Origin of the sequence: Halomonas sp. KO116 (assembly GCF_000734975.2) — a bacterium.
Taxonomy (GTDB): domain Bacteria; phylum Pseudomonadota; class Gammaproteobacteria; order Pseudomonadales; family Halomonadaceae; genus Vreelandella; species Vreelandella glaciei.
On the sequence record NZ_CP011052.1, the window covers coordinates 1,701,216 to 1,726,845 of the forward strand.

A 25,630-nucleotide genomic window follows, 5' to 3' on the forward strand; every position below is an offset into this window, starting at 1 on the left:
GGAGCTCATAGTGAAATATTCAATTCCAATTTTCCAGACCCTTAAAGCAGATATATATGAGAAAAATTATACTTATATTGAAAGCGAGGTCTTTGAAGAAATACTTATGGCACGAAAAAGGATATTTATCGATGACAAAAAATGGAATATGGATAGCTATGTCGGTGGATATAAAGAAATGGATATGTATGATGATAAGGATGCCTACTATATCTATTATTGGGAAAATAGTTTAATAGGGAGTGTCAGGCTACGAAAAAGCTCATCACCAACCTTACTTTCAGGTCCCTTTAAATATCTTAAAGATATGGTTAAAAGTAATGATATATATGATGATAATATGTGGGAAGCTTCTAGATTTTTTATTGTAAAAAAAGGATATTCAGATGATGTTAAAAAAATTCATGGTTTAAGCCATTATACGCTCAGCCTGTTTATTGGCATGATTATATTTGGCGTTAAAAACAATGTGTCTTATTTTGAAGTGGTAGTGGATGTCTTGATGGCCAGGGTGCTTAAAAGAGCAGGCTGGGAATTAACAGTGCTAAGTGAAAGCTATGGTTCAAATAATGATATTATTTATTATGGTATTCTTGACTGTAATGATGCGATATTAGATGAAATTATAAAAAAAGCACTCAATAATTTAGGTTGTAATCAGTAATGAGCTTGCTATAAAAGATTTAATCTTAAAGCTATAGTTATTGCCTGCTTTATGTTTACAGAATCAAATTTTTCAATTATATTTTTTGTATGAAATTTTATTGTTCTTTCAGTTATCCCCAAGATAATTGAAATTTCACTATATGTCTTTCCTTTAGTAACCCAAAATAAGCACTCTTTTTCTCTATCTGTAAGATGATAAATTTTTTTATTTTGAATTTTGCTAGGACGATTTAAGTTAGCCATGAAGCTAATAGCAATAAGTAAATTTATGTTGTCATTGATCAAAGATTTAAAACTAGTGTTTTTATTATCTGAAGCGAAATGCATCGACCCAAAAGCATTGCCTGGTTCATGAATTGGAATTGTGAAACCCTGATGAATTCCGAATTTTTGAGAGGTATTGAAGATTTCGTTTCCAGCAATATTCTTAGCCTCGTTCCAGAAAAAGGGTGCTGTCGTTACTGATGTGTTTTTAATTACTGGGTCTTTTTTTATTAATTTTTTATTTATATAAATTTCAACCCATTCTTTAGGGTAATTGCCAATAATCATTGATTCGTTAATAATTTCTGGGTGGGTGTCTAAATGTACGTAGCTAAAAAAATGAATCCCCAACTTTTCAAGAGCCAAAGATAGTACATTAGAAAAATCGTGATCATTCTTTTTTAGGTTTGCTTGTACTTCGTTTAAAAATTCTTCTTGTTTTTTAGAAATTATTTTTTCATGATTTTTCATTGAATTTCTCTTTATGTCTTATACATGTAAAATCTTACTCTACTGTATTATCTATTTTTTCTTTAATGAAAGAACTACTTTTTCATAGTCTATTAAGCGATTTTGATAATTTGCAAAAACTACTTATCAGTGTAGCATATTGACGATTTTGGTGTGAACATCATTGATGATAAATTCTTTAAGTGAACTGGCTTATTGGTTTCATGTATGTAAGTAGCGAGCTAATTATTGCTTGAAGCTTATACTAATAGTTTGCTCGCAACCATCGGTTGATGCACTCGCCGCGAAGCCCCTCCCAGGCCGACAGCAGCAAGAACGTCTAAGTGTTTATCGTCGTGTTGGAGTTTGCCCAGATCGGCTCGCCGATGCTCAATGATTCACTCACCGATGACGTTTACGCATATTATAGTGAGTATATCCGTCACCCCTTCCTCAGGAACAGCCGGGTTGAGAGTTAGAAGTTATTTTATCGTTTTTTAACACCAGCTGCTTGGCATAGGAAAATGGGTTTTATCTGCCAAGCATCTTCTAAGACAATTGATTGCTGACTGCAGGTCTCTGGCCCGTTCAGGGAGGATGAGAGTATGCTATGCGCTAATTTTTCCAGTACTTATAGCCGTTTACTCGAGGTGTTTCAACCAAGCGATAATCATTTGTTTTATGATTCATAAAGGGATGGGTGAAACTTTGTTTTTTCATGGGTCAACTTATAGATAGATGCGGTTATATCTCACAATAGCTTATGCTAACCCCCACCCCACTAACCCTCATAACCTCCCTAGTCACCGCATCATTCAATATCCCACGTTTGGCTTCGATTAGCGTAAGCCAATCGCGGGCGCGGGTTATGCCGGTGTAGACCAGCTCGCGGGTTAGGATTGGGTTGGGCGTTTGCGGTAGCAGTAGGGCGGTGTGCTGAAACTCCGAGCCTTGGGATTTGTGTACCGTCATCGCGAACACGGTTTCTACCGCGTGCAGGCGGGAGGGCAACACCCAGTGGATGGGGTTTTCTGCGTCACTGGTCGGAAAGGCGACTCTTAATAGTGATCTTCCGGGCGCTCCTGATGAAGAGCGTGGATCTGGCACTGCCATTGTGATGCCGATATCGCCGTTCATTAGTTTCAGGCCGTAGTCGTTTTGGGTGACCAGCACCGGGCGGCCTTCGAACCAGCCTTTCTCTAACGTGTGGTCGTTGCCGAACAGCAGCTTTTCGCGGCGCAATGTTTTGGCGATGCGTAGGTTTAACCCTTCTACTCCCCAGGGGCCTTTGCGTAGTGCGCACAGCAGCTGAAAGCGGCTGTAGGCCTTAAGTACTTCCTTCGCCCAGGCATCGTAAATCTCGCCGTGCTCTTCAAACGCTAGCGCCGTATCAGGCCGCTCTCTCGATAGGGTTTTCAGGTAGTGCTGGTAGCCGGTGGGCGGTGCTATTGGCTCGCCCTTGAAATTGGTGCGGCCTTCGCCTGCGTTGGGAAAACGTTCCGGGCTGCCGGTGATCACTAGGCGCTCCAGGGCGCTGTCTTCGTTTTGTGCATCTGGCTTCAACACTAAGTGGTGCAGGTCGGCGTAGCCGTTATTCAGTACGCCATGCACGGATTGGTGTTTATCCCGTTCCCGCAATGCTTCACTTAGTGGCTGGTTAATCGCCTGGGCGAGCTGGCCGATGCCGCTTGTTTCAGTAAAGCGGTGGCTTACCCGCAGCATGGTAATGGCTTGATCCAGCGGCTGGCCGTTGGGGTCGATTAATTCATCTGGCAGCGGGTGGCCAGTGAGTTCGGCTAGCCACTGTGCCGTGGCGGGGGTGTAGTGGGCGGCGTCGGCACGGCGGCACAGGTCGCCCAGCACGGCGCCTGCTTCGACGGATGCCAACTGGTCTTTATCCCCCAGCAGCACCAGCTTGGCACTGGCGGGTAGGGCGCTGAGCAGCGCCGTCATCATTTCGATATCCACCATCGAGGCTTCATCCACCACCAGCACATCCAGCGCCAGCGGGTTGGCGGCGTTATGGCGGAAGTGGCGGGTATCGGCGCGGGCGCCAAGTAGCCTGTGTATCGTGGTCACTTCCGTCGGAATGTCTATGGCGTTCGATGAGGAAGCGGCAGTGTGCTCATCTAATAGCGATTCCAACCCGTTAACGGGTAGGTCATTCACCTGCCCGGCGATGGATTCATTGAGCCGTGCGGCGGCTTTGCCGGTAGGGGCAGCCAGTCGAATGCGCAGCGGGTGGGCATTGGGCTGGGCCAGTTTCAGGGTTTGCAGCAGGGCCAACAGGCGCACCACGGTGGTGGTTTTGCCGGTGCCGGGGCCGCCGGTGATGATCGCGAACGGGCTGCGGGCGGCGAGGGCGCAGGCGGTTTTTTGCCAATCCAGCTTTTCAGTGGCGGGGAATAATGCATCCAGCGCGCTTTTGAGTAGAGGCGATTGCGCCGAGTGACCGATGCTGAGCCGCGCAGCGATTTCATGATGCAGGGTTTGCTCGAACTGCCAGTAGCGGCGTAGGTAGAGTTTGCTGGTGTTGCCGCTGTGGCTCACTACCAGCGGCGTATTGCCGGGGCCGTCGCTGATCAGCGTGGGGTGGTTGAGCGCGGCCTGCCATTCGGGCAGCGTTAGCGTGGCCAGCACATGGCTGGGCAGCGGCGGCGGGTCGTTCAGGTCGTCGCCTTCCGGCGGCAGCGAAAGCGCAAAATCCGGCGCTTCCAGCGTCGCGGCTATATCCAGGCACACATGGCCTCGGCCAAGCTGGTGGCTGGCCAGCGCCGCGCCTAGCAACAGCAGCGGCGGGGCGTTTTGGGTTTCGCGGTCGAGAAAGCGCACCAGTGCCAGATCCAGATCCCGCAGCCAGCCACGGGAAACCCAGCGCTCACACAGCTGTAGCAGCGCGGTAGTATCGCTTAGCGCGGGGTGGGGCTGGGCGGCGCTGGTGGCTGATTCTGTCGGTGGTGCAGCCGATGCGGTTGAATCAGGTGCAGCGGGCGGCGCGTCATCGGCGAACAGGTCAAGGTTCATGGGCTCGTTCTTGGAGGCTAAGTCACGCTTACTCATACCACCACCTCCTGATTGGTTGCTGCTGGCTCTGCCGCTGTGCCTGCAAAGAGGGCGTCCAGCGCTTCAATCAGCGCCACCGGGGCGGGCACGGCGTGTACCCCGCGGGCGGCGGTGCGGCTGCCGCGCAGAAATACCGTCATCGAGCCGCCTAAATGCTGGTGCGGGTCGTAGTCGGGTAGGCGTGCTTTGAGCAGCCGGTGCAGCGCGAGCAGGTAGATCGCCGCTTGCAGGTCGTAGCGCTTTTCGAGCATGGCGTTGCGTAGGGCATCAAAGGTGTAGGCGCTGTCGTTGCTGCCCAGGTAGTTGGATTTCCAGTCGAGCACATAGAAGCGACCTTCATGCTCGAAGGCCAAGTCGATAAAGCCTTTGAGCATGCCGTTAAGGGTGTCGGCATCAAGTGCAGGGCGGGACACCCCAGGCAGTAAGTGGTCGCTTACCAGTTCGTCGAGTTTGCGCGTTCCCACCTGATGGGCGGCAAACCAGAACTCCAGCTCTACCTGATAGCTGCCTAGTTCGCTTAGCGCTACCTGGCCGCCTTCGCCGGGATGTGAAAGCGGTTGTGGTAGGGGAAGAGGCGTAGCGAGCAGCTCTTCAAACCAGCCCGCCAGGGTGTCGTGCCACGCCTGCCAGCCGCGTAGCTGTACCCGCCGCCGCAGCATATCTTCCCGTGCGGCGGGGTCTTCCAGCGCTTTGATAAAGCCTAGCTGGCCCGCCCACTCTAAAAGCCCGTGCAGAAACGTTCCTGGCCCTGGGCCTCGGGGAAAGCGGTGCAGGTGAAACGCTTCGGTGTTGATGGCGTTGTCGTGGGGCTCGTCCAGCACTTCCAGGGTGGTGGCTTCCTGGGGCGTAGTGGGTTCTGGCGTGGGCGTTGGTAGCGCCGTCGGTATCGCTCCTGAGATAGCCCCTGAGACAGCCCCCGAGGTACGCAGCGCCGAGTAGCTGGCGATCCACCACTGTTCTCGGGCGGGGCGCAACGGCGTGCGGGCGTGGCCCAGTGCCTGTTGCTCCGGTGCGGGGGTAAAGCGCAGCGCGGTGGGCTCTGGGGCGTCACTTAGCTCGATATCGCTGCCTTCCACCAGTTCGCTCAAGGCTTTCGTAAACCCGCTGGGGGCGATGGCTTTGCCGCCGTTGATCAGGTGGCCGATGGCGCTGTTCTCGCTGCCTTTTAGCGGTGCCAGCCCAAGCCACGTGGCGTGGCGGGCGCGGGTGAGTGCCACATAGAGCTTGCGCAGGTCTTCGCCCAGCCGTTCGCGGTCAGCGGTGGCCAGCGTGGCTTCATCGGCGCTTAGGCTGAGTTGCAGTGTGCCTTCGCTATCGTGCCAGCGCAGTGGCAGGTCGGTGTCGCTGACTGGGCGGTGGTTGGCGATAAACGGCAGGAACACCAGCGGGTACTCCAGCCCCTTGGATTTGTGAATGGTCACTACCTTGACCAAATCGGCGTCGCTCTCCAGGCGCAGCTTGTGGCTATCGCCGTGGCTATCCGGGTCGGCGATGGCTTCTGCCAGAAAGCGAATCAGCGCATGTTCGCCATCCAGTTCCTGGCTGGCGTGCTGCAACATTTCACCCAGGTGGAGCAGGTCGGTTAGCAAACGCTCACCCTCGGCGAACTCGCCCAGCAGCCGCGCGGCGATATCAAAATCGACCATCAAACGGCGCACCAGCGGCAGCACGCCTTGGCGCTGCCATAGGCGGTGGTAGTCGCTGAACTGCTCGACCCGTGCTTCCCAAGCCAGCTCGCTCTGGTTGAGGTGATCAAGCTCCTCAAGGCTGAGCCCAATCACCGGTGTGGCGAGGGCGGCGCGCAGCTTGGCTTCCGCTTGGCGCGAGTTGGCCTGTGGCTCGGCGCAGGCGCGCAGCCAAATGGCCAACTGCGGGGCGATGGGGGAACTGAACACCTTGTCGTGATCGGAAAGGTAGACGCTCTTGATGCCCCGGCTGGCCAGCGCCAGTCGAATCGCCCGCGCTTCCTGCAGGCCGTTGACCAGCACCGCCATGTCCGAGGGGGCCAGCGGAGTGAGTGATTGCTTTCCGTTATCGCCTTTGTCATCAGCCTCTTTGGCAAAGCCTTTTGCAAAGCCCGCCTGTTGTTGGCGGCCTGCTTCCAGTAGCGCGGCCATGTGCGAGGCGCAGCGCTCGGCCATCTCGGTTTGGTAGGCGGTTTTGGAGAGCGGCTCGTCGCTTTCCAGCGGCCACAGGGTCATCGCGGGTAGCGGTTGGCCGTTGAGCACCAACGTGTCCTTGGTGCCTTTGGCGTCAACCGGGTTAAACGGCAGCGGGTTGCCGCCACCATCGGCACGGAACAGAAAGGCGCCGGCATCGTGCTGGTCGGCGTAGCTGAAGCAGTGGTTGACCGCCGCTACCATGGCGCGGCTGGAGCGGAAGTTGGTGCCCAGCGTGACGTGGCGGCCATCTGTGTCGTGGCGAGCCTGCAGATAGGTGAAAATATCCGCGCCGCGAAAGGCGTAGATCGCCTGCTTGGGGTCGCCAATCAGCAGGATGGCGCTGTCGCGACCGGGCGTTGCAACGTCATACACGGCGTTGAAGATGCGGTACTGGATCGGGTCGGTATCCTGGAACTCGTCGATCAGCGCCACGGGGAATTGGCGCTGGATCTGCGCGGCCAGGGCCTCCCTGTTGGGGCCTTTCAGGGCGCGATCCAGGTGGGTGAGCAGGTCGTTGGGGCCCATCTCGGCGCGGCGTTCCTGTTCGCGTTCCAATCGGGCGCGGCACCACTGTACGGCGTGAATCAGCAGGTCGTTGCGCGGCTCGGGCAGGGCATCCAGCACTTTCGGTAGCTGTGCCAGCGCTTCCCAGGCTTGCGGGCAGGGCGGTGCGCCTTCTTTCCAGATATCGGCCATGCCGTCTGGTGTCATGCGTTTCCAGGCGGCGTCGGTGAGCGCGGGGCGGTCAGCGTCCGTTTCGCACCACTCACGTAGTGCGCCTAGCCAGTTGGCGCGGCTTTTGGCGTTGAAGCTCTGGCCCTTGAAGGCTTTGCGTGTGGCGGCCTCTTCCAGGGCGGGCACCAGTTCGTCGATCCAGGCGGCCCAGGGGGCTTTGAGTTCGCTGAGCTGGGCGGCGCGTTCAGCCTGGGTGGCGGCCAGGGTCTCTCTGGGTTCAGGCTTTTCGTCGCCTAGCGCTTCGCTTTCGGGCAGTAGCCTTTGCAGCGGGGCGTGCAGGTCGTCTGGTGATTTCCAGTAGCGGGTGACAATGCCGAGGGCGTCGCTGTCCAGCGGGTAGTAGAAGCTGCGCCAGTAGTCGCGCACCACTTCTTGTTCGAGTTCGCGCTGGTCGTTTTCCAGGTTGAGGGAGAACAGGCTGCCGCTGTCGAAGGCGTGTTCGCGCAGCATGCGGTAGCACCAGCTGTGGATGGTGGAAACCGCGGCTTCGTCCATCCATTCGGCAGCCAGTGCCAAGCGCCGCGAACAGGCGGGCCAGGTGGCGGGGTCGTATTGGTTGCGGAGTTCTAGCAGCAGGGGATCATGAGCAGGTGGCACGGAAGCAGGCCACTGCGAGGGCGCTGTGAACCCGTCCTTGGGCGCTACTTTTTCCATCCCTGGAAAAAGACCCTCTTCGTGACCTGCTTCCTTCGCGTCTGGAGCCTTACGAAACACTTCTGCGGCTTCTACCAACCGGTTGCGGATACGTTCGCGTAGCTCTTGGGTGGCGGCGTTGGTGAAGGTGACGACCAGGATTTCCGGCGGCGTGAGCGGGCGGATAAACGCGGTGTCGTCGTCAACGCTGTGGCCACCGAGTACCAATCGCACGTAGAGCAGGGCGATGGTAAAGGTTTTGCCGGTGCCAGCGCTTGCCTCTATCAGTCGGCTGCCGTGAAGCGGGAGGCTTAGTGGATTGAGTGGTTCAGGCTGGCTCATCACTGATCTCCGGTCGCTGGCAGCAGAAAGCAAATCGGCCCAACATGGGGCCTAGACTGTATGAGAGCCCCGCCACCTGATAATCTTGTCGCCGAGCCACTCTTGGTGCAATGAGTTTACGCTACCGGCGGCTTCGGTTCACTCTAACGATGGGATCTCATGCTGACATCGCTGCTGGATAATGACTTTTACAAGATCACGATGCAGAACGCCGTGATCAAACGCTTTCCCTATGCCCAGGCGCGCTACGCGTTTATCAATCGTGGCGAGCACGAATTTCCTGATGGCTTCGGTGCCGCGCTGCGCCGCGAAGTGGATCAGATGGCGGCGCTGCGACTGAGTGATGAGGAAAAGCGCTATCTCGAAACGACGTGCCCCTATCTCGACCCTACCTATCTCGATTTTCTGGCCGGGTTTCATTACGACCCCGCCGAGGTGATCATCGAGCAGCAGGGCAGTGACCTCTCGGTGATTATCGAGGGCCCCTGGTACCGCACCATTCTGTGGGAAGTGCCGTTGATGGCGCTGATCAGCGAGCTTTGGTATCGGCTGCGTGGCGTGTCGGTCACCCATGAGGCCGATGCGATGATCGAACAACGCGCCCAGGAGAAGATCGAACTCTACCGCCGTCTTGGGTTGAAGATTGCCGAGTTCGGTACCCGTCGGCGCTTTTCGTTCGATGTTCATGACCGGGTGGTGGGCGCACTTTGCCACCATGGTGGCGAGGCGTTCAGCGGCACCAGCAATGTGCTGCTGGCCATGCGTCACGGGGTTAAGCCGATCGGCACCCACGCCCATGAGTGGTTCATGTTCCACGGCGCCCGCTTCGGTTTCAAGATGGCCAATAGCCTTGCCCTTGAGCATTGGGTGGATGTGTATCGTGGTGATCTGGGCATTGCCCTGACCGATACGTTTACCTCGCGGGCCTTCTTCGATAGCTTCGATAAGAAGTTCGCCAAGCTGTTCGATGGCGTGCGCCACGACAGCGGCGACCCGATTGATTTTGCCTCCCAGACCATCGCCCACTACGAGCGCCTGGGCATCAATCCGTTGAGCAAGACGATTATCTTTTCCGATGCGCTGACGCCGGAGAAGGTCGAGCATATTCACGCGTTTTGCAAAGACCGGATTGGCATGGCGTTCGGCATCGGCACCAACTTCACTAACGATGTGGGCGTCGAGCCGATGAACATGGTGATCAAGATGGTCGAGGCGCGCCCGGAAGGGCAGCAGTGGCTGCCGGTGATAAAGCTCTCCGATGTGCCGGATAAGCACACCGGGGACCCGGAGATGATTTCGCTGGCGAAGCGGGTATTAACCCTGGGCTGGAAGAGTCATTAGATTTTTTAGCCTTTCACGGCACGATGCAGCGGCGCGTAGAGCGCTTCGGTCAGGGTGGAGAAACGGTGGCCCAGCGCCTGTTCGCTGAATAGCCGTTCGAAGCTCGGCCATTGGTGGGAAAGGTAGGCGCTTTGGGCGACTTCGCCGGTCTGGAAGCGCCCCCCTTCGTAGGCGGTTTCGGCGGCGGCGTAAGCATCGCTATCCGGTTCGGATTCCGGCGTGCCCAGCTTTGCCAACCAGGCGAAAGCAGCCTGCGGGGCCAGGGGTAGCGGGGCCTGCATGCCGCCGCACCATGTGCTTAGCAGGTTTTGTAGCTGGTAGCGGGCATTCTCGGCCTCTAATGGTTCCAGGCGCACATGGCCCGCTTTGGAAAGTAGCTGGGTGGTCATCGGGTGCTCACAGTTGCCCGCCAAGTGCGCGACCCAGGGCCGCAGCAGATGCTGCCAGCGGTACTGACCACGGCCACGCCCCTGGCTGACCAAGCTGCTGCTGAGCAGTAACAGGCGGCAGCGGTTGCCCGCCTCATCCTGACGCAGTTCTCCCAGCCAGTCCTCCAGCGTTATCTGCCCTTCAGCGCTTTCAGCTCTTTCATCTCTTTCATCTCTTTCAACAACAACATGCACCGCCTGTGGCGCTGCTACCACGTGTGGCCACTCTTGCAGTGCCTCTTCGTAAGCGCCGAATAGTGCTTCCATCGGTTCCGCAAGCGCTTCACGCATTCGCTCGCCAAAGGCGCCCACGGCCAGCACGCCCTGGCCTTTAAAGCGTTCCAGTGCCGCATGCAGCGCTTCCATGCGCGGCTGGCCGTTATCCACGGCGTGGCGCTGGGCAGCAATTAGCTGATCTTGTAATTGCCAGTTCTGTAGCCCGTCCAGTGTGAAGGGCTCGACGTCTAGTTGGGTAAGCTCTTCCTGCTCGAAATAGACCCCCAGGCGGGTGTTGAAAAATGCCTTTGCGGGTTCGCGCAGAAAGTTGCCCAGCTGGTTCAGGGTTAGCGTGCTCGGCTGCTCGCTGTCCGCTTTAAGCGCTTTTGATTGTGAGCCTTGGGTGCTTTCGCCACTTGGGGTGTGCAGGGCGTGCCACTCGTGGGCGTATGTAAACAGCCGTGCTTGGGCGGGGAAGTCGCTGGCGTGTTCGGTAAAGTAACGGCGGCTAAACGGCTGCAGCGGGTGCTCGGTGGTTAACGCTTCCAGCAGCGGTTCGCCATTTTGCGTGTGCCAGCCCGCTTCCAGGTGGTCGCGCAGTTGGCCGACCAGCACCGAGGGCGGCATGGGGTTGTTGTCGATCTGGCTGCGGCCGACCCAGCTGATATACAGCTGTTGGCGGGCGGAGAGCAGCGCTTCCAGAAACAGGTAGCGATCGTCTTCACGCCGTGAGCGATCGCCGGGGCGGTAGTCGCTGCCCATCAGGTCAAAATCCAGCGGCGGCTGTGAGCGCGGGTACTCGCCGTCGTTCATGCCCAGCAGGCATACGTGTTTGAAGGGAATGGCCCGCATCGGCATCAGGGTGGCGAAGTTGACCGCACCCGCCAGAAAGCGCTGGGAAAGGCTGTGCTCGTCGATTTGCCCCAGCCAGTGTTCGCGCACCATGGAGAGCGGCAGGGGATCAACAAGCGCGGCTTCTTCGGTGCTGTCCAGCAACTGCTGTAGCGCGGTCTCCAGCTTGGTGAGCATGACGCTTTCCTGGGCGTCGTCGGTCAGGAAGTAGGTTTCCAGCAGCTCGCGCAGCCGGGCCACCCAGGTGGCGGTATCGGTTGGCTGGCAAAAGGTTTCCCAGGTACTTTCCAGCTTCTCCAACAGATTTGCCAGGGGGCCTGCTAGCGATGCTTCCAGCCCGCCAATATCGTCGAATGGCTCGATGCCTTGCCACGCCTCGGCACTCCCCACGGTGTAACCCAGCAGCAGGCGACGCAGACCAAAGGCCCAGGTGTTCTGGGTCAGGCCTTCGGGGAGGTCAAGACGTGTCCGTTGCTCTGCGTTAAGCCCCCAGCGAATGCCCGCGCCCTCAATCCAGCGGCTGAGAGTGGGCAGGTCGTGTTCATCGATGCCAAAGCGTGTGCGCAGCGCGGGGACTTCTAGCAAGTCGAGCAGATCGCTTACCGAGAGGCGCAATTCCGGCAGGCGCAACAATTTCTCCAGCGCGATCATCATCGGCAGGCGGTGGCGGCTGGCCTGATCCGAAAGGGTGTAGGGGATGTAGCGCGGGTCGTCGGGTCTAGCGTTCGCATTGTAGCTACCGAAGGCGGAGCGGTACTGGCCGAATACGGCTTCAATATGCGGCGCGTAGCGGTCGATATCCGGCACCATGACGATGATGTCCCGCGGGCGCAAATCCGGGTCGGCGCTGAAGGCTGCCAGCAGTTGGTCGTGAAGAATCTCCACTTCCCGCTGGGGGCCGTGGGCGATATGGAACACGATGGAGTCGTCACTGGCCGGGTCGAGTGCGGGCCAGTGGGTTTGGGTTTCCGCTACCGGGCGCAGCTCGCGGATATCGTCCTGCAGTTGGCTGAGCAGGCAGTGGCGCTCTTCGCCGCTGAAGGGCTCGAACATGTCGATGCGCAGCGCCTGCTGCTCGAATAACGTTTGGTAGTTGCCGGAATCGTCGTGTTCGTCGAGCAGGCGCAGGTAGTCGCGGCCCTGTTTGCCCCAGGCGGCCAGCAGCGGCTGTGCGTGGAGGTGCAGGGCGTCGTCGGCATCGCCGGTGCCGAGCACATCCAGGGCGTCGGGCATGCCTGCCTTGCGCCGCTGGCGGTAGCGGCTGGCGCGGAGCAGGTCTTTGTGCTCGATGATATCCGCCCAGTAGTACTGGCAGGGGTTGTGCACGCAGAGCACGATCTGACAGCAGCGTGAAAGGGCGGCCAAGGCTTCGAGGGTTTGCTGCGGCAGTGACGAGATGCCAAAAATAATTAGCCGACGGGGCAATCCGCGCGGGCACGCTTGGCCTTCAAGCTGTTCGGCGGCTTCCAGAAAACGGCTGTGTACCTGGGCGCGGCTGCTGTTCAGGCCTGCGTCGCCTTGCGTCATCGCCACATCGTCGCGTAGGGCACGCCATAAAGCCGGCTGCCACAGTTGGTGTGCTTCCAGCGGGCGGGTTTCGCCACGGGCGGTGATGAGTACATCGTTACCCTTAGCCCAGGCGTCCAGCCAGTCGGCGCGATACACCTGATACTGATCGAACAGATCCGTCAGCCGCTCGGCCAGTTGGTAGTGCTTACGCTGGTCGCGATCGACCTCTAAAAAGCGCGCGAGCGGTGCAAAAGCTTCCTGCTCGGCAAGGCTGGGCAGCAGGCGCAATAAGCGCCATATCAACCGCGACTTATCAAACGGCGACGTTTCGGGCACCGCTTGGTCGTCATGCGTCAGATGAGTCAGCACCGTGCGGTAGGCCTGCCAAAGAAAACGCGCGGGCAGCGTAACGTTCAATGCTGCGGCTATGCCTGCACCGCCCTGGGCCGGGTCTTCCGCCAGCGCCAGCTTTAGCCACTGCCCAATGCCGTTGCTCTGCACCAGAATAGTCTCATTCTCCAGCGGCGAGAGCGGGTGTAGGCGCATCCACTCCACCGCCAAACCGCGCAGGTCTTCCAGGCGATTGGCGTGCACGACCATAAAGCCCGGCGTTAACGGCTTTTGTGAGAGCAGCGAGTTTGCAGACATGCACGATGTTCCTTAATGGATGGTTCCTTCACGGCCAGGGCGGAGCGGCTAAGTGTATGGTGCCATAAGTTTAGTTCTGAAGCTTTAAACCCTAGCGTCCAGTTTTATAGCTGCTATGATGAAAATATGATGCATATAGGTTGTATATCGGCTGTATAAGCGTAGCAGGAGGTTGCCAATGGCAGTGGGCAATGTAAAAGAGTCATTGAATGAGCCTAACCGGTATCTGGTACCTGATTCGTTCGAGCGGTTTTTGGCTGACTTAAAGGGTGTTGCTCGACAAGAGCGTCACCCGTTGATTAACCCGAAGTTATTTGCCAGTGCATTGAGCATCGATATCCAAACGCTGGCCAGCCAAGCGCATGTTCATCGTACGACGATCTCACGTGCCCAAGGGGCAGAAAAACTTCAACGTTATTTGCGTGATGCACTTCGAGTGCTCGGTGCAGCGGCGGATATTAATGGTGATTTCCATGATGCTCTGTTTTGGTTTCGCAACGAGCCGCTTAGCGCATTTGACTATAAAACACCCGAGCAGCTAGTAAGTGAAGGTCGCGCAGATGATCTTCTGCGCTATGTTCAGGCGCTGCAAGCAGGTGTCGTGGGATGATAGTACTGCCGGAGCTGAAAACTCAGGCATACCGTGTATATGTTCCACGCTGGGCATTTCGCCTACCAGTGGGGCTGGTGCTAGAGAGCATGGTGGGCGGCTGAACCGAGTTGGTGTGGATGCTTTATATCTTTCTCTAGAGGAGCAAACTGCGTTAGCGGAGTACAAGCAGCTTTCTGCATTGATGCCACCTGGGCTGATTGTTAGTTATTCGGTGAGTGTGACTCATATTGTCGATTTTCGAGCAGGCTATCACTCGAAATGGGATAGCCTGTGGCAAGAGCTCAACTGTGACTGGCGTAAGTATTGGTTTAATCGGCGCATTGAGCCGCCTAGCTGGCTATTAGGCGATATGGCGTTGGAGCAAGGTGCTAAAGGAATACTGTTTCCTTCTTTGGCACATGCTTCAGGTACTAATCTCTTCCTCTATACCGAAATGCTAACAGAAAGCGATAGCCTAGAGGTCTATGATCCGAAAGGTGATTTGCCGCGTGATGCACGCTCCTGGCAGTAATTGTTTTATAAAACTCCTTCACGTTGATAGCAGAACGACTAAGTGTATGGCGCCATCAGTTCAGGCCGCTCGTGTGTATCGAGGTTAGGAACATTTATAGAATGCAGGTTATCATAAGTGATAACTTTAGGAGCTGTGGAATGGTAGGTTGGTTTTTACCCAGGCGTTAAAGTTAGCTCGATCAAGACAGCGCGAGGTGCAGTCGTGATTAACTTAAAAGCATTAAAAGAGCAGGCGCTGCAAAATCCTGAGGTGAAAGCAGAGTATGACCGTTTGGCACCTGAGTTTGAGTTGGCCAATACGCTGATTACTATGCGTCAGCAAGCAGGCTTAACCCAGGACGAATTGGCAAAGCGCCTACATACTCAAAAAAGTAACATCAGCAGGCTAGAGCGCGGGGACAGCAATCCCGGTTGGAAAACGCTTCAGCGCTATGCAAAAGCCTGCGGATTTGAGTTGTCAGTCCAAGCTCAGCGGCACAAAACGGCTGTATAGAGCAAATAGTGAGAACCACGACATTCAGCGATATGTTGCCTTCAGGGAGTCGTTCTGTGAGATGCTCGCTAGACCTTCCTAGCTGCCCGCTTCTGGCCGGGATAGCGGTTTAATAGATAGGCGCATTCCCAAGGAGTTAGCGACCTTGCTGATGGTAGAAAATGCTGGATTGCCTTCCCCGGATAGGGCTTTATAGAGCCCTTCACGGCTCATGCCTACGTCTTTGGCGAGTTGGCTCATGTTGCGGGCACGGGCGATATCACCAAGTGCGGCGGCAAGAAGAGCAGGGTCATTTTCCTCCATCACTGCATCAAGATAGGCCGCAATATCTTCCTCAGTTTGAAGATAATCAGCAGTATCGTAGTGGCTGAATTTGACAGTAGGAACGGTCATGGGGTTACTCCTTCCATTGCGCGGCAATGGCTTTGGCTAGTTCGATATCGTGGGATTGGGTGGCTTTATCACCACCGCAAAGCAGCACCACGATGACTGGCCCCTTGGTAATATAATAGACGCGGTAGCCTGGCCCATAAGGAATTCGCAGTTCAGAAACGCCTTTGCCGACCGGTTTCACATCGCCAGGGTTGCCCAGACTCAAACGTCGGATGCGGGCTTCAATCTTGGCGCGGGCGCGGATATCACGAAGCTCGCGTAGCCATCCATCGAAGATATCGGTTTTAATCAACTCGATCATGGTGATAACTATAGTTGGCAGCTTTGAGAGTGTCAACTTTGGTTGACGCTTATTGAAAAGTAAATAATCAAAAGCAAATAGTTGATAGCAAGCGAAACGGTGGGTAACGCTATGATGCCAAGCGTTAATCATCTTGCGAGATGAGGATTATATCGCCAAGCTATGCGGATACCGTGAACAACGCTAAGAGAGATTTCTAATGTCAGATTCATCGCAAAACTCCCGCCGCCACTCTGCGCCTGTGGTTGATGGCCCAGGTAAAGCCGCTAGCCGCGCCATGCTGCGCGCCGTAGGTTTTACGGATGCCGATTTCAAAAAGCCTCAGGTGGGCATTGCTTCTACCTGGAGCATGGTGACGCCGTGCAATAGCCATATTAATGAGCTGGCCGAGTTTGCCCGCGATGGCGCCGATGCTGGCGGTGGTAAGGGTGTGATTTTCAATACCATCACGATTTCCGATGGTATTGCTAACGGCACCGAGGGTATGAAGTATTCACTGGTGTCGCGGGAAGTGATTGCTGACTCCATCGAGACGGTGGCGGGCTGTGAAGGCTTTGATGGTTTGGTGGCGATCGGTGGCTGCGATAAAAACATGCCGGGCTGCTTGATGGGCTTGGCGCGTTTGAATCGCCCCAGCGTGTTCGTCTACGGCGGCACTATTATGCCCGGCAAAGGGCATACCGATATCGTTTCAGTCTTCGAGGCGATGGGTGCGCACTCCCGCGGTGATATCGACCTGATCGAACTTAAAAACATTGAAGAAACCGCCATTCCTGGCCCCGGTTCCTGTGGCGGTATGTACACCGCTAACACCATGGCTTCTGCGATTGAGGCATTGGGCATGAGCTTGCCGGGCAGCTCCGCGCAAAATGCTATCTCTCAGGAAAAGCGCGATGACTGCAAAGCCGCCGGCGAGGCGGTGCTGGCGCTGCTGGCGGACGATATCAAACCTTCCGATATCATGACCCGCGAGGCGTTTGAAAACGCCATTACGGTGACCATCGCGTTGGGTGGTTCTACCAATGCGGTGCTGCACTTGATTGGGATGGCGCGCACCATCGGTGTGGAGCTGACCCTGGCGGACTTTACCGAGATTGGTAAGCGCGTGCCGGTACTCGCCGATTTGCGCCCTAGCGGCCACTACATGATGAGCGAACTGGTGGCGATTGGCGGCATTCAGCCGCTGATGAAAATGCTGCTGGACGCAGGCCTGCTTAACGGCAACTGCTTGACCGTGACCGGCAAAACGCTGGAAGAGAACCTGGCTGAAGTGGCACCTTACCCAGCCGAGCCGCCGATCATTGCCCCGCTGGGCAACCCGATCAAAGCGGAAAGCCATTTACGCATGCTTTACGGCAATCTGGCACCGGAAGGGGCCGTCGCGAAAATTACCGGTAAAGAGGGCACACGCTTTTCTGGCTCCGCGCGGGTGTTTGGTTCCGAAGAGGAAGCCCAGGCACGTATTAACGACGGCACCGTAGTGGCGGGTGATGTCGTGGTGATTCGTTATGAAGGCCCTAAAGGCGGCCCCGGCATGCGCGAAATGCTCACGCCCACTTCTGCCATTATGGGCCGCGGCCTGGGTAACGATGTGGCGCTGATTACCGACGGTCGTTTCTCGGGTGGCAGCCACGGTTTCGTGGTCGGCCATGTATCGCCGGAAGCGTTTGACGGTGGCCCGCTGGCGTTGGTGGAAAATGGCGATATCATCACCATTGATGCAGAGGCAGATACCATTGAGGTGGATCTGTCCGATGAAGAGTTGATGCGTCGTCGCGAGGCGTGGAAACAACCAGAACCTCGCTATACCCGCGGTGTACTTGCTAAGTATGCACGTCTTGTTAGCTCCGCTAGCACCGGCGCGGTGACAGACCAAGAGTAACGGTTTATCGGCAGGTGTCATCAAGACGTCAAGCGCAAGGCTTAGCATATAAGCCTTGCGCTTTTTTATTGGGTAAATGGTGAGCATGATGGTAGAGCAAACGCAGACAAGCAAGCGCATAGGCGAAGTGTTTTGGGCATTCTTAGCGCTGGGCTTAACGTCTTTTGGCGGCCCGGTGGCGCACCTGGGGTATTTTCGTACCGCCTTTGTGGAGCGGCGTCAGTGGTTAACCGAAAGTGCCTACGCTGATTTGGTCGCGCTGTGCCAGTTTCTGCCGGGGCCTGCGAGTAGTCAGGTGGGTTTTGCGCTTGGCTTAATGCGTGCTGGCCCGTGGGGCGCGGCGATGGCGTGGCTGGCCTTTACGCTGCCTTCAGCCATTGTGTTGGTGCTGTTTGCATTGGGGGCTGCGGTGCTGGATGGCCCCATCGCCAGCGGTATTATTCACGGTTTAAAAGTGGTCGCGGTAGCGATCGTGGCCCACGCGGTATGGGGGATGGCACGCAACCTTTGCCCGGATAAAACCCGTGCAGGAATCGCCTTGGCCGCTGTGTTCACGGTGGTGCTGGTAAGCGGACCGCTGGGACAGGTCGCCGCGATTGTATTGGGTGGTTTAGTCGGGCTGGCGCTGTGCCGGAATAGTGCCGCCATAGCAGAAAGCGCACCGCTGCATTTTCCAATTTCCCGCCGAGCAGGCGTGGTCGCGTTGGGGCTATTCGGCGGGCTGCTGGCTCTTCTGCCACTGATGGCGGGTAGTGCTGTTTGGCTTAACGTGATCGATGCATTTTACCGCTCAGGTGCGTTGGTATTTGGTGGTGGGCATGTGGTGCTGCCGCTGTTAGAAGCCGAAGTGGTGCAGTCAGGCTGGATAACACCGGATGAGTTCTTGGCAGGCTATGGCGCTGCCCAGGCGGTGCCAGGTCCGCTATTCACCTTTGCGGCTTATCTGGGCGCGCTTCTGCCCGGCATGAACGGGGTAGTGGGGGCTTTGTTGGCACTGCTGGCAATTTTTATCCCTGGGTTCTTGTTGCTGGTCGGCGTGCTGCCGTTTTGGAACCAATTTCGTCGATGGGGCAGCGCTCAGGCGCTAATGCGCGGTGCCAATGCGGCGGTCGTGGGTATTTTAGGCGCAGCGCTTTATCAGCCGGTATGGACCAGCGCGATCATTAGTGCAGAAGAGTTTGCTCTGGCGCTCACCGGTTTCTTGATGTTAACCGTATGGAAGCTGCCCGCTTGGCTAGTGGTGGCTGTTGTAGCGTTTGGGGGAATTGCGATTGCGCCGTGAGCAATGACACATCACCGGTCATTACGAACGAAGTGAAGTAATCTTGGAGTAGGGCTTGAGATAGGGCTTGAGACAGTGCTTGGGCATGAAGAAAAAACTATTTAGCAGACCGCCGGGAGGCGGCCTGTCGGTTGGAGAAGCGGTGGGAAAAGCAGAAAAGTGTCTGCTATGGCGCCTCCAGCTCTAAGGTGCGACGCAGGGCGTGAAGTTCATCCACTCCCAGGTGCTCAAGCCTTCCGGCGAGCAGGTCGCTAATTTTCTGAACGGGAAGTCCTGCCCGACGGGCAATGTCTCGACTTCCTAAGTCTGATACAGCGATCAGACGAGTAATAATACGCATTAGTCGCGTACGTTTTTCAAGCTCCCTGACATCGAGGTCAGGGCTGCTTCGCGGAGGATCAATATGTTCCGCAGTGGCAGTTGCGCGTGCCGTGCTCATGTGGCTCCAACAGTCTGAAATGACAATCACACAATGCCGCCAAGTCGTGCGCATTTCAATGCCTATTTTGATGAAAATTTCACGATTGCTGCAAAGCCCGCAAACGCGCTAGCTCTGGTAAACTAGTCGCCTTCCTATTTTGTTGTGTACCCAGGCCGGTACACGCCGTTTTTTCAATTTGGTATTGCTTTAATAGGCCGTTGGGCCGAGGAGTTTTGCATGTCGTCGAACAGCACATCCAAGGTGGGCGTGATCATGGGTTCTAAGTCTGACTGGCCGGTCATGGAGCACGCTGTCTCCATGCTGGAGCGTTTGGGCGTGGCCTATGAAACCCGCGTGGTCTCGGCGCACCGCACGCCTGACCTGCTGTTCGATTATGCCAAGAGCGCTGCCGAGCGCGGCTTGCAAGTGATTGTGGCGGGTGCTGGTGGTGCTGCTCACTTGCCCGGCATGGTGGCCTCGCAAACGCCGCTGCCCGTGCTCGGCGTGCCGGTGGAGTCTAAGGCGCTTAAAGGCTTGGATTCGCTGCTTTCGATTGCGCAGATGCCGGGCGGCATTGCCGTGGGAACGCTGGCAATTGGCAAGGCGGGCGCCACTAACGCAGGCTTGCTGGCGGCGCAGATTATTGGCTTACAAGATGCCACTGTGCGCAGTGCGGTCGAGGCATTTCGCGCTGAGCAGACCCAGAAAGTACTCGATAATCCGGATCCGCGTCCCGATCCAGAAGCAGAATAAGGAGGCTGTCTATGAATATCGGTGTACTAGGCGCAGGCCAACTAGGCCGTATGTTGGCGCTAGCGGGTTACCCGCTGGGCAATCGCTTCACTTTTTTAGATACCACGGGTAATCCCAGTGCAGGCATTGGCGACGTGATTGTCGACCCTAATAACCAGCACCTGGCTGAGTTTTTAGCCAAGGTGGATGTGGTGACTTACGAGTTCGAACACCTGCCGGTGCAACTGGTACGGGAAATTGAGCAGCACAAGCCGGTTTACCCCAGCAGCCGCGCCATTGAAGTGTGCCAGAACCGGGTCGAAGAGAAGACGCTATTTGACCGCTTGGGAATTCCGACGCCTGCCTATCGGGTGGTGGAAAGTGCCGAGCAGCTCGAAGCCGCCGCCCGCGAGCTGGGCTGCCCGGTGGTGGCTAAATCGGTCACGGAAGGCTACGACGGTAAAGGCCAGGCAGTATTGAAACAGCCTGAGCAGGCGGCAGATGCATGGGCCGCTATTGGCCATTCGCAGCTAGTCGTTGAAGCATTTGTCGATTTCGTGCGCGAAGTCTCGATGATTGCCGTGCGCGGTCGTGATGGCGAGGTGGTGTTCTACCCTATGGCGGAAAACCAGCATGTGGATGGCATCCTGCGCTATTCCGTTGCGCCGCTGCCGGATCTGGATGCCAGCGTTCAGCAAACCGCCGATAGCTATATTCGTGCGTTGTTAGATGAGTTGGATTACGTGGGCGTGCTGGCGCTTGAGCTGTTTCAAACCCGCGATGGCAGCCTGCTGGCCAATGAAATGGCCCCACGCGTACATAATTCCGGCCACTGGACGATGGACGGTGCGGTGACCAGTCAGTTTGAGAATCATCTGCGTGCTATTCAGGGCTTGCCGTTGGGTGATACCCAAGCGATAGGCCCCACCTGCATGATTAATGTGATTGGTCGTGAAGGGGATAATGCGGCGATCCTGGCGCTTACGAACACGCATCTGCATCGCTATGACAAAGCAGAACGTGCCGGACGCAAACTCGCCCACGTCAATATCCTGGCACCCAACCATGCCGAACTGCTTGAGAAAGTTCGCGCCTGTAGCGCTTTGTTGCCCGATGCGCCCCCTCCAGATCTCAGCTTTTCAATCAAACAGTAGTGCTCCAAAGCCGCCTGCCCAGCAAGCGGCTTTTTTTGCTTACTTAATGGGTCAGTGGTTGACCGAGTAAGCAACGTATATCGCTAAAATTGCCTAAATGCGCTAAAAAGGAATCACAAAAAAATCAGCTCACTAAGCTGAAACTAATAGCACTTTTCCATTAGGCAGGTAATCGGTATGTCTCAATCCTCAACCACGGGGACTGCGTCGGGGATGCGTAGCGGTTTCCAGCGCGATCATCATGTCAGCGTAAAACGTTTACACAGCGAGAAAGTACGCCTTCTGTACGATAACTTATGGCAGCCCGTGCTTAGCAGTGTGTTGGCAGGCGTGTTGTTAGTGGCTGCCATGTGGCCGGTAGTGCCGAGCTGGATACTGCTGACCTGGCTTGCCGTCTTGACCTTTGTGTCGTTGGCTCGCCTTGTCTTGGCTTACTATTTTCGCCGCTTACCCGCGCAGCAACAGCAGCGCCGCCGCTGGTTACACCGGTTCAGCATTGGCGCGATTGCGGCTGGCTGCGTGTGGGGTTCTGGTGGGGTATTTCTATTTGCTGGCGAAAACCATGGCCAGTTAGCCGCGCTTTCGATTGTCCTGGCCGGTATTGCCGCTGGCGGCATCACAACGCTTTCTTCCGTATGGTGGGTTTCGCTTGGTTTTGTGTTGCCGATTATACTGCCCTTGCTGGTGCAATTTTTGTTGTTGGGGTCATCACTGGCAATTCTCATTGGCGCCATGCTAAGCCTGTTTTTAGGCCTGATAATTACTACCAGCCGACGCCTAAGCCGCATTATTCACGACAATATTGCCCTGCGGGTGAGTATGTCTGCTCGCGAAGTGCAGTTGCAAGAAAGCGAAAACCGTTACCGCTCTATCTTTCAACGTTCGCCGCTGGGCGTGCTGCATTTTGATGAACATGGCCAAGTAACGGACTGTAATAGCAAACTGCTGGATATCCTGGGTGTTAACCGTGCGCAGCTGCTTGGCTATCGCATGTTATCCCATTCGGCGGATAGCAGAGTGGCAAAGGCTGTGCGCAACGCACTAGCCAAAGGCACTGGCTATTACGAAGGAACCTACTATCTGCCCAAGGCTAGCGCGGGAACGCCTCTGCGTGCCTTCTTCAATGGTGTACATAGCGCGGGTAACGAGATGGTTGGCGGTGTAGCGATTATTGAAGATTTTACCGAGCGTAAGCGCGCCGACGTGATTATTTACCGCCAAGCCTACTATGACTCACTCACTGACTTGCCCAATCGTCGCCTGTTTATTGAGCGATTAGCTGCCCTCTGCAATGAGAAGCAAACTGAACAGCAGGGCGGTTTGTTGATGTTTTTAGATTTAGACCGTTTCAAGCTGATTAACGATACCTGGGGGCACGCCACCGGGGATGATTTGCTGGTGCAAGTAGCCCGCCGCCTAGAAGGCTGCCTGCGCGAAGGTGACATGGCCGCACGACTTAGCGGCGACGAGTTTGTCCTGCTGGCGCTGCTTGAAGAAAAATCAGAGGCAGGCATGGAAGCCGCCGCTGAGGCTTATATGTGCACTGTTCAGCAGGCGCTCTCTGAACCTTATCGGCTTGAAAGCCGCTGGGTGGAGGTAACGCCCAGCATGGGATACACCTGCTTTATGGCTGCTGATTGTGACGATGAAGAATTGCTTAAGCAGGCTGATATTGCGATGTACCGCGCCAAAACGGAAGGGCGGGCACGCCTACGCCGCTTTAAGCCCTGGATGCGGGATGCTATGCATTAAAGCGGCATTGAAAGAACCTTTTAGGCTATCTGCCCGCTCAGCAATAGCCATAGCGCGATTAATGCAAAGTGGCCGGGGTACCACGCTAACCATAGACGCCGCGGCATCGCCAAGTTGATGGCAGGGATGCGCTGGGCCGCCCCTGCGGCAAGTATCAGCACCACCACACAAGTGCCTACGGTAAATGACTTGGCCATGTCAGACGCATTCATTTGACCGGCAATCCAAAGTGCCGGAAACGCTGCTAACCCGGCCCACAGGCGCGACTGAAAGTCACTGTCCGCTTGGCTCAAGGCATGCATGGCAAACATTAATAGCGGAATCAGCAACAGCCCATTGTGGCCATACTCGACCCAGAACCCCAGCAGATACCACACCGTAACGCCTAGTGCGGCGCCGGCTAACAGCCAGGGCATGGTGAGGGTTTGCTGCTGGTAGTGCTGCCAACCTTGGCGCACGAGCGCGCCCAGGGCCAAGCCGCTGGCGAGAGTAAAACAGACATTCAGAATGAAGGCGTCTGACGTCCGCGGCATCATCATATAGGGAAGCTGGGCGACCAAACCGATAATCAAAATCCGCCGCGAGTAGCGTAGCGGATTGCGGGTATTAAACAGCCCGTGCCAAGCCACCATGGCGGCAAACAGCGGAAAGGCGATACGGCCAATGGAAGACCCGGCCCAGCTCAAATCCCAGTCGCCGGGCAATATGTAGCGAGTGAGGTGGTCAATGGTCATGGTGAACAATGCCAGCCACTGGCCCCAGCCTGTCCAGTGAGAAGAAGGACGCAGTGTCGCAGCAGCCTCTTGAGCCACCGAGTGGGCGGCTGATTTTTCAACCATGGTACCTCCTTGTAAATCTGCGTTGAGAAATAAAGACCGGCATTTTGTAAACGAGTTCGCTGAGTTGGCTTAACGTTTCTCAATGTCGCGACCACTATACGATGGAGTTTACCCGGTTTCGTGGCGACTTGGTGGTGGTTGCAGTTAGTGGTTACTTAAGCGGGACGGGGTGATTCAGGGAAAAGAAATGCAGGATGCTGCCTGGGAGGATGCTGGTAAGATTGGAAATCTAATACCTCCCCAGCGTAAACGCCGGGGAGGTGAGAGTGTTTACTCTGCGTCTTCTTCACCAAAATAACGCGTGTAAATTTCGTCGTAAGTACCGTCTTCTTGCACTTCAGCTAAGGCTTCGTTGAACTTCTCAGCCAGGGCTTCGTCGCGCTGACGGAAGGCGATACCAAAGCCGTCACCGAAGTACTCTTTCGGCTCGCTGATGCGCTCGCCGACGACTACGTACTCAGCTTCTTCGCTTTCCAGCAGGGTGGATTGGCCAATCGGGAAATCGAGGAACACGATGTCCAGACGCTCGGCTTCCATATCCAGCACCATATCATCGGCGGTGGAGTATCGGCTGATGTCAGCAACGTCGCTGAAGTTGTCAGTCACGTAGTTGTCTTGCAGGGTGCCGCGCTGAACGCCGATGGTCATGCCTTCCAGCGTCTCTTCAGTGGCTTCGCTGATACCTAGATCGCTAGCCGCAAACCATGCAGAGGGCATAGTGATGTAAGGGTCAGAGAACAGCACTTGCTCACGACGCTCGTCGTTAATGGTCATTGACGACATGATGGCGTCGTAGTTGCGTGACATTAAACCAGGAATAATGCCATCCCACTCTTGCTCGACCCATTCACAGGTAACGCCCATGCGGTCACACAGCTCGTTGCCCAGGTCGATATCAAAGCCGGTGAGCTCGCCTTCAGCGGTGCGGAATTCCATCGGCTCGTAGGGAACGTCAACGCCGATGCGCACGTTGTCGTAGTCACGTGCCTGTGCTGAAGATGCGGCGGCGACGGCCAAGCCCAGCAGCGAGAGAGATAGTAGTTTTTTCATCTTATTACTCCGTAGAAAGCGGGTTCACTTGAGAGTGATCCCCGTTTTTAACTGACAAATAGTTGTTAACCGACAATTAAACTAACCCAGGTTGGCGCTGACGAAAAGAGGCTGCCGGGTTTTGAACTAACGTTTGTTTGACGGTTTCATGATTTTTTTATGATTAAGCATCTTGTGGGCGTAGATGTGCCAGCAGCTTTTTCTCCAAATAACGGAAGAAAAATAAAATTGCAAAGGTTAAGCATAGGTAAATAGCGGCTACGAACAAAAACGCTTCAAATGGCGCGTAGTAGCGCGCATAGACAAAGCGAGCGGCACCGGTCAAGTCCATCAAGGTGACCACGCTGGCAATCGCGCTGGCGTGGAGCATAAAGATCACTTCATTGCCGTAGGCGGGCAGGGCGCGGCGAAAGGCGCTGGGTAAAATAATCCGCCGCATCATTAAGCGTGGCGACATGCCATAGGCGCGGGCGGCTTCAATCTCGCCTTGGGCGGTAGCTTTGATAGCGCCACGGAAGATCTCGGTGGTGTAGGCGGCGGTATTCAGCGTAAAGGCGATTAATGCGGGGTAGAAAGCTTCGCGCAGCACTGGCCATAAAAAGGTTTCTTGAATACCGTCAATAAACACCACGCCGTAATAGATGATGTAGAGCTGAATCAGTAGCGGCGTGCCGCGAAATACGTAAGTGTATAAATAGACCGGCAGGCTAATCCACTTATGCTTGGAGCTGCGCATGATCGCCAGTGGCACGGCGAGAATTAGCCCTGCGATGAGTGATAAGAACACCAACTGGGTGGTCGTGACCAAGCCTTCCCAGTAGTAACCCAGCGTATCGGCAGTAAAAATGGTATTGCCAGCGAGTAGGTCATTGAACCAAGTGGAAATATCGAGCATA

The 25,630-nt window shown here is 55.7% G+C and carries 20 protein-coding genes; 10 read left to right on the top strand and 10 right to left on the bottom strand.

Going from position 1 to position 25,630, the window contains the following annotated elements; translation table 11 throughout:
- The first annotated feature begins 10 nt into the window (after positions 1-10).
- Positions 11-664: an acyl-homoserine-lactone synthase gene (locus KO116_RS07865; protein ID WP_035556703.1), complete on the top strand. Its 654-nt coding sequence runs from the start codon at positions 11-13 to the stop codon at positions 662-664.
- Positions 665-672: 8 nt separating this feature from the next.
- Here the strand turns inward: KO116_RS07865 and KO116_RS24120 are convergent, their stop codons facing one another.
- The 3 genes from KO116_RS24120 to recB form a co-directional block, all read right to left on the bottom strand.
- The gene (locus tag KO116_RS24120; protein ID WP_052703749.1) at positions 673-1,401 is read right to left on the bottom strand and encodes an autoinducer binding domain-containing protein; all 729 of its coding nucleotides are present in this window, start codon (positions 1,399-1,401) and stop codon (positions 673-675) included.
- Between the two features lie 723 nt (positions 1,402-2,124).
- Positions 2,125-4,404, bottom strand: a complete 2,280-nt coding sequence (gene recD, locus KO116_RS07875) for an exodeoxyribonuclease V subunit alpha (RefSeq protein ID WP_035556850.1) — start codon at positions 4,402-4,404, stop codon at positions 2,125-2,127.
- Positions 4,405-4,436: 32 nt separating this feature from the next.
- Positions 4,437-8,315 carry an exodeoxyribonuclease V subunit beta gene (recB, locus tag KO116_RS07880; RefSeq protein WP_035556706.1) on the bottom strand — a complete coding sequence of 1,293 codons (3,879 nt, stop codon included), beginning with the start codon at positions 8,313-8,315 and terminating at the stop codon, positions 4,437-4,439.
- A 159-nt stretch (positions 8,316-8,474) separates the two neighbouring features.
- On the opposite strand from recB, the gene pncB reads away from it, so the two are divergent.
- Positions 8,475-9,656: a nicotinate phosphoribosyltransferase gene (pncB, locus tag KO116_RS07885; RefSeq protein ID WP_035556709.1), complete on the top strand. Its 1,182-nt coding sequence runs from the start codon at positions 8,475-8,477 to the stop codon at positions 9,654-9,656.
- Positions 9,657-9,661: 5 nt separating this feature from the next.
- Here pncB and recC read toward each other — a convergent pair whose 3' ends face one another.
- Entirely contained in the window at positions 9,662-13,309 is a 3,648-nt protein-coding gene (gene recC, locus KO116_RS07890) for an exodeoxyribonuclease V subunit gamma (protein ID WP_035556712.1), read from the bottom strand.
- A 178-nt stretch (positions 13,310-13,487) separates the two neighbouring features.
- Here recC and KO116_RS07895 point away from each other — a divergent pair, with 178 nt between their 5' ends.
- From KO116_RS07895 to KO116_RS07905, 3 genes are all read left to right on the top strand, one after another.
- Complete coding sequence (locus KO116_RS07895) at positions 13,488-13,919, top strand: DUF2384 domain-containing protein (RefSeq protein ID WP_008958938.1); 432 nt, start codon at positions 13,488-13,490, stop codon at positions 13,917-13,919.
- Between the two features lie 115 nt (positions 13,920-14,034).
- Positions 14,035-14,433, top strand: coding sequence for an RES family NAD+ phosphorylase (locus tag KO116_RS07900; RefSeq protein ID WP_235272530.1), 399 nt, complete (start codon positions 14,035-14,037; stop codon positions 14,431-14,433).
- Between the two features lie 204 nt (positions 14,434-14,637).
- Positions 14,638-14,928 (top strand): helix-turn-helix domain-containing protein, encoded by a 291-nt coding sequence (locus KO116_RS07905; RefSeq protein WP_235272531.1) that lies wholly within the window; start codon positions 14,638-14,640, stop codon positions 14,926-14,928.
- 78 nt (positions 14,929-15,006) lie between these two features.
- Here KO116_RS07905 and KO116_RS07910 read toward each other — a convergent pair whose 3' ends face one another.
- Positions 15,007-15,321: an addiction module antidote protein gene (locus KO116_RS07910; protein WP_035556717.1), complete on the bottom strand. Its 315-nt coding sequence runs from the start codon at positions 15,319-15,321 to the stop codon at positions 15,007-15,009.
- Positions 15,322-15,325: 4 nt separating this feature from the next.
- Positions 15,326-15,622: a type II toxin-antitoxin system RelE/ParE family toxin gene (locus tag KO116_RS07915; protein ID WP_035556854.1), complete on the bottom strand. Its 297-nt coding sequence runs from the start codon at positions 15,620-15,622 to the stop codon at positions 15,326-15,328.
- 199 nt (positions 15,623-15,821) lie between these two features.
- Between KO116_RS07915 and ilvD the strand changes: the two genes are divergently transcribed.
- Together ilvD and chrA are read left to right on the top strand one after the other, a co-directional pair.
- Complete coding sequence (ilvD, locus tag KO116_RS07920) at positions 15,822-17,504, top strand: dihydroxy-acid dehydratase (RefSeq protein WP_035556720.1); 1,683 nt, start codon at positions 15,822-15,824, stop codon at positions 17,502-17,504.
- A gap of 88 nt (positions 17,505-17,592) precedes the next feature.
- A complete protein-coding gene (chrA, locus tag KO116_RS07925) occupies positions 17,593-18,786 on the top strand; it encodes a chromate efflux transporter (RefSeq protein WP_200897139.1) in 1,194 nt (397 codons plus the stop codon).
- A 166-nt stretch (positions 18,787-18,952) separates the two neighbouring features.
- Here the strand turns inward: chrA and KO116_RS07930 are convergent, their stop codons facing one another.
- A complete protein-coding gene (locus tag KO116_RS07930; RefSeq protein ID WP_035556722.1) occupies positions 18,953-19,225 on the bottom strand; it encodes an XRE family transcriptional regulator in 273 nt (90 codons plus the stop codon).
- A 219-nt stretch (positions 19,226-19,444) separates the two neighbouring features.
- Between KO116_RS07930 and purE the strand changes: the two genes are divergently transcribed.
- The 3 genes from purE to KO116_RS07945 all read left to right on the top strand — a co-directional run bounded on the left by purE (position 19,445) and on the right by KO116_RS07945 (position 22,845).
- Positions 19,445-19,960, top strand: coding sequence for a 5-(carboxyamino)imidazole ribonucleotide mutase (gene purE, locus KO116_RS07935; RefSeq protein WP_035556727.1), 516 nt, complete (start codon positions 19,445-19,447; stop codon positions 19,958-19,960).
- Between the two features lie 11 nt (positions 19,961-19,971).
- Positions 19,972-21,093 (top strand): 5-(carboxyamino)imidazole ribonucleotide synthase, encoded by a 1,122-nt coding sequence (locus KO116_RS07940; RefSeq protein ID WP_035556730.1) that lies wholly within the window; start codon positions 19,972-19,974, stop codon positions 21,091-21,093.
- Between the two features lie 177 nt (positions 21,094-21,270).
- Complete coding sequence (locus KO116_RS07945; protein WP_052703750.1) at positions 21,271-22,845, top strand: diguanylate cyclase domain-containing protein; 1,575 nt, start codon at positions 21,271-21,273, stop codon at positions 22,843-22,845.
- A 20-nt stretch (positions 22,846-22,865) separates the two neighbouring features.
- On the opposite strand, the gene KO116_RS07950 is transcribed toward KO116_RS07945, so the two are convergent.
- The 3 genes from KO116_RS07950 to KO116_RS07960 all read right to left on the bottom strand — a co-directional run bounded on the left by KO116_RS07950 (position 22,866) and on the right by KO116_RS07960 (position 25,629).
- Entirely contained in the window at positions 22,866-23,684 is an 819-nt protein-coding gene (locus KO116_RS07950) for a TraX family protein (protein ID WP_035556734.1), read from the bottom strand.
- 270 nt (positions 23,685-23,954) lie between these two features.
- Positions 23,955-24,734 carry a transporter substrate-binding domain-containing protein gene (locus tag KO116_RS07955; RefSeq protein ID WP_035556737.1) on the bottom strand — a complete coding sequence of 260 codons (780 nt, stop codon included), beginning with the start codon at positions 24,732-24,734 and terminating at the stop codon, positions 23,955-23,957.
- Positions 24,735-24,897: 163 nt separating this feature from the next.
- Entirely contained in the window at positions 24,898-25,629 is a 732-nt protein-coding gene (locus tag KO116_RS07960; RefSeq protein WP_035556740.1) for an ABC transporter permease, read from the bottom strand.
- Position 25,630: the final 1 nt, after the last annotated feature.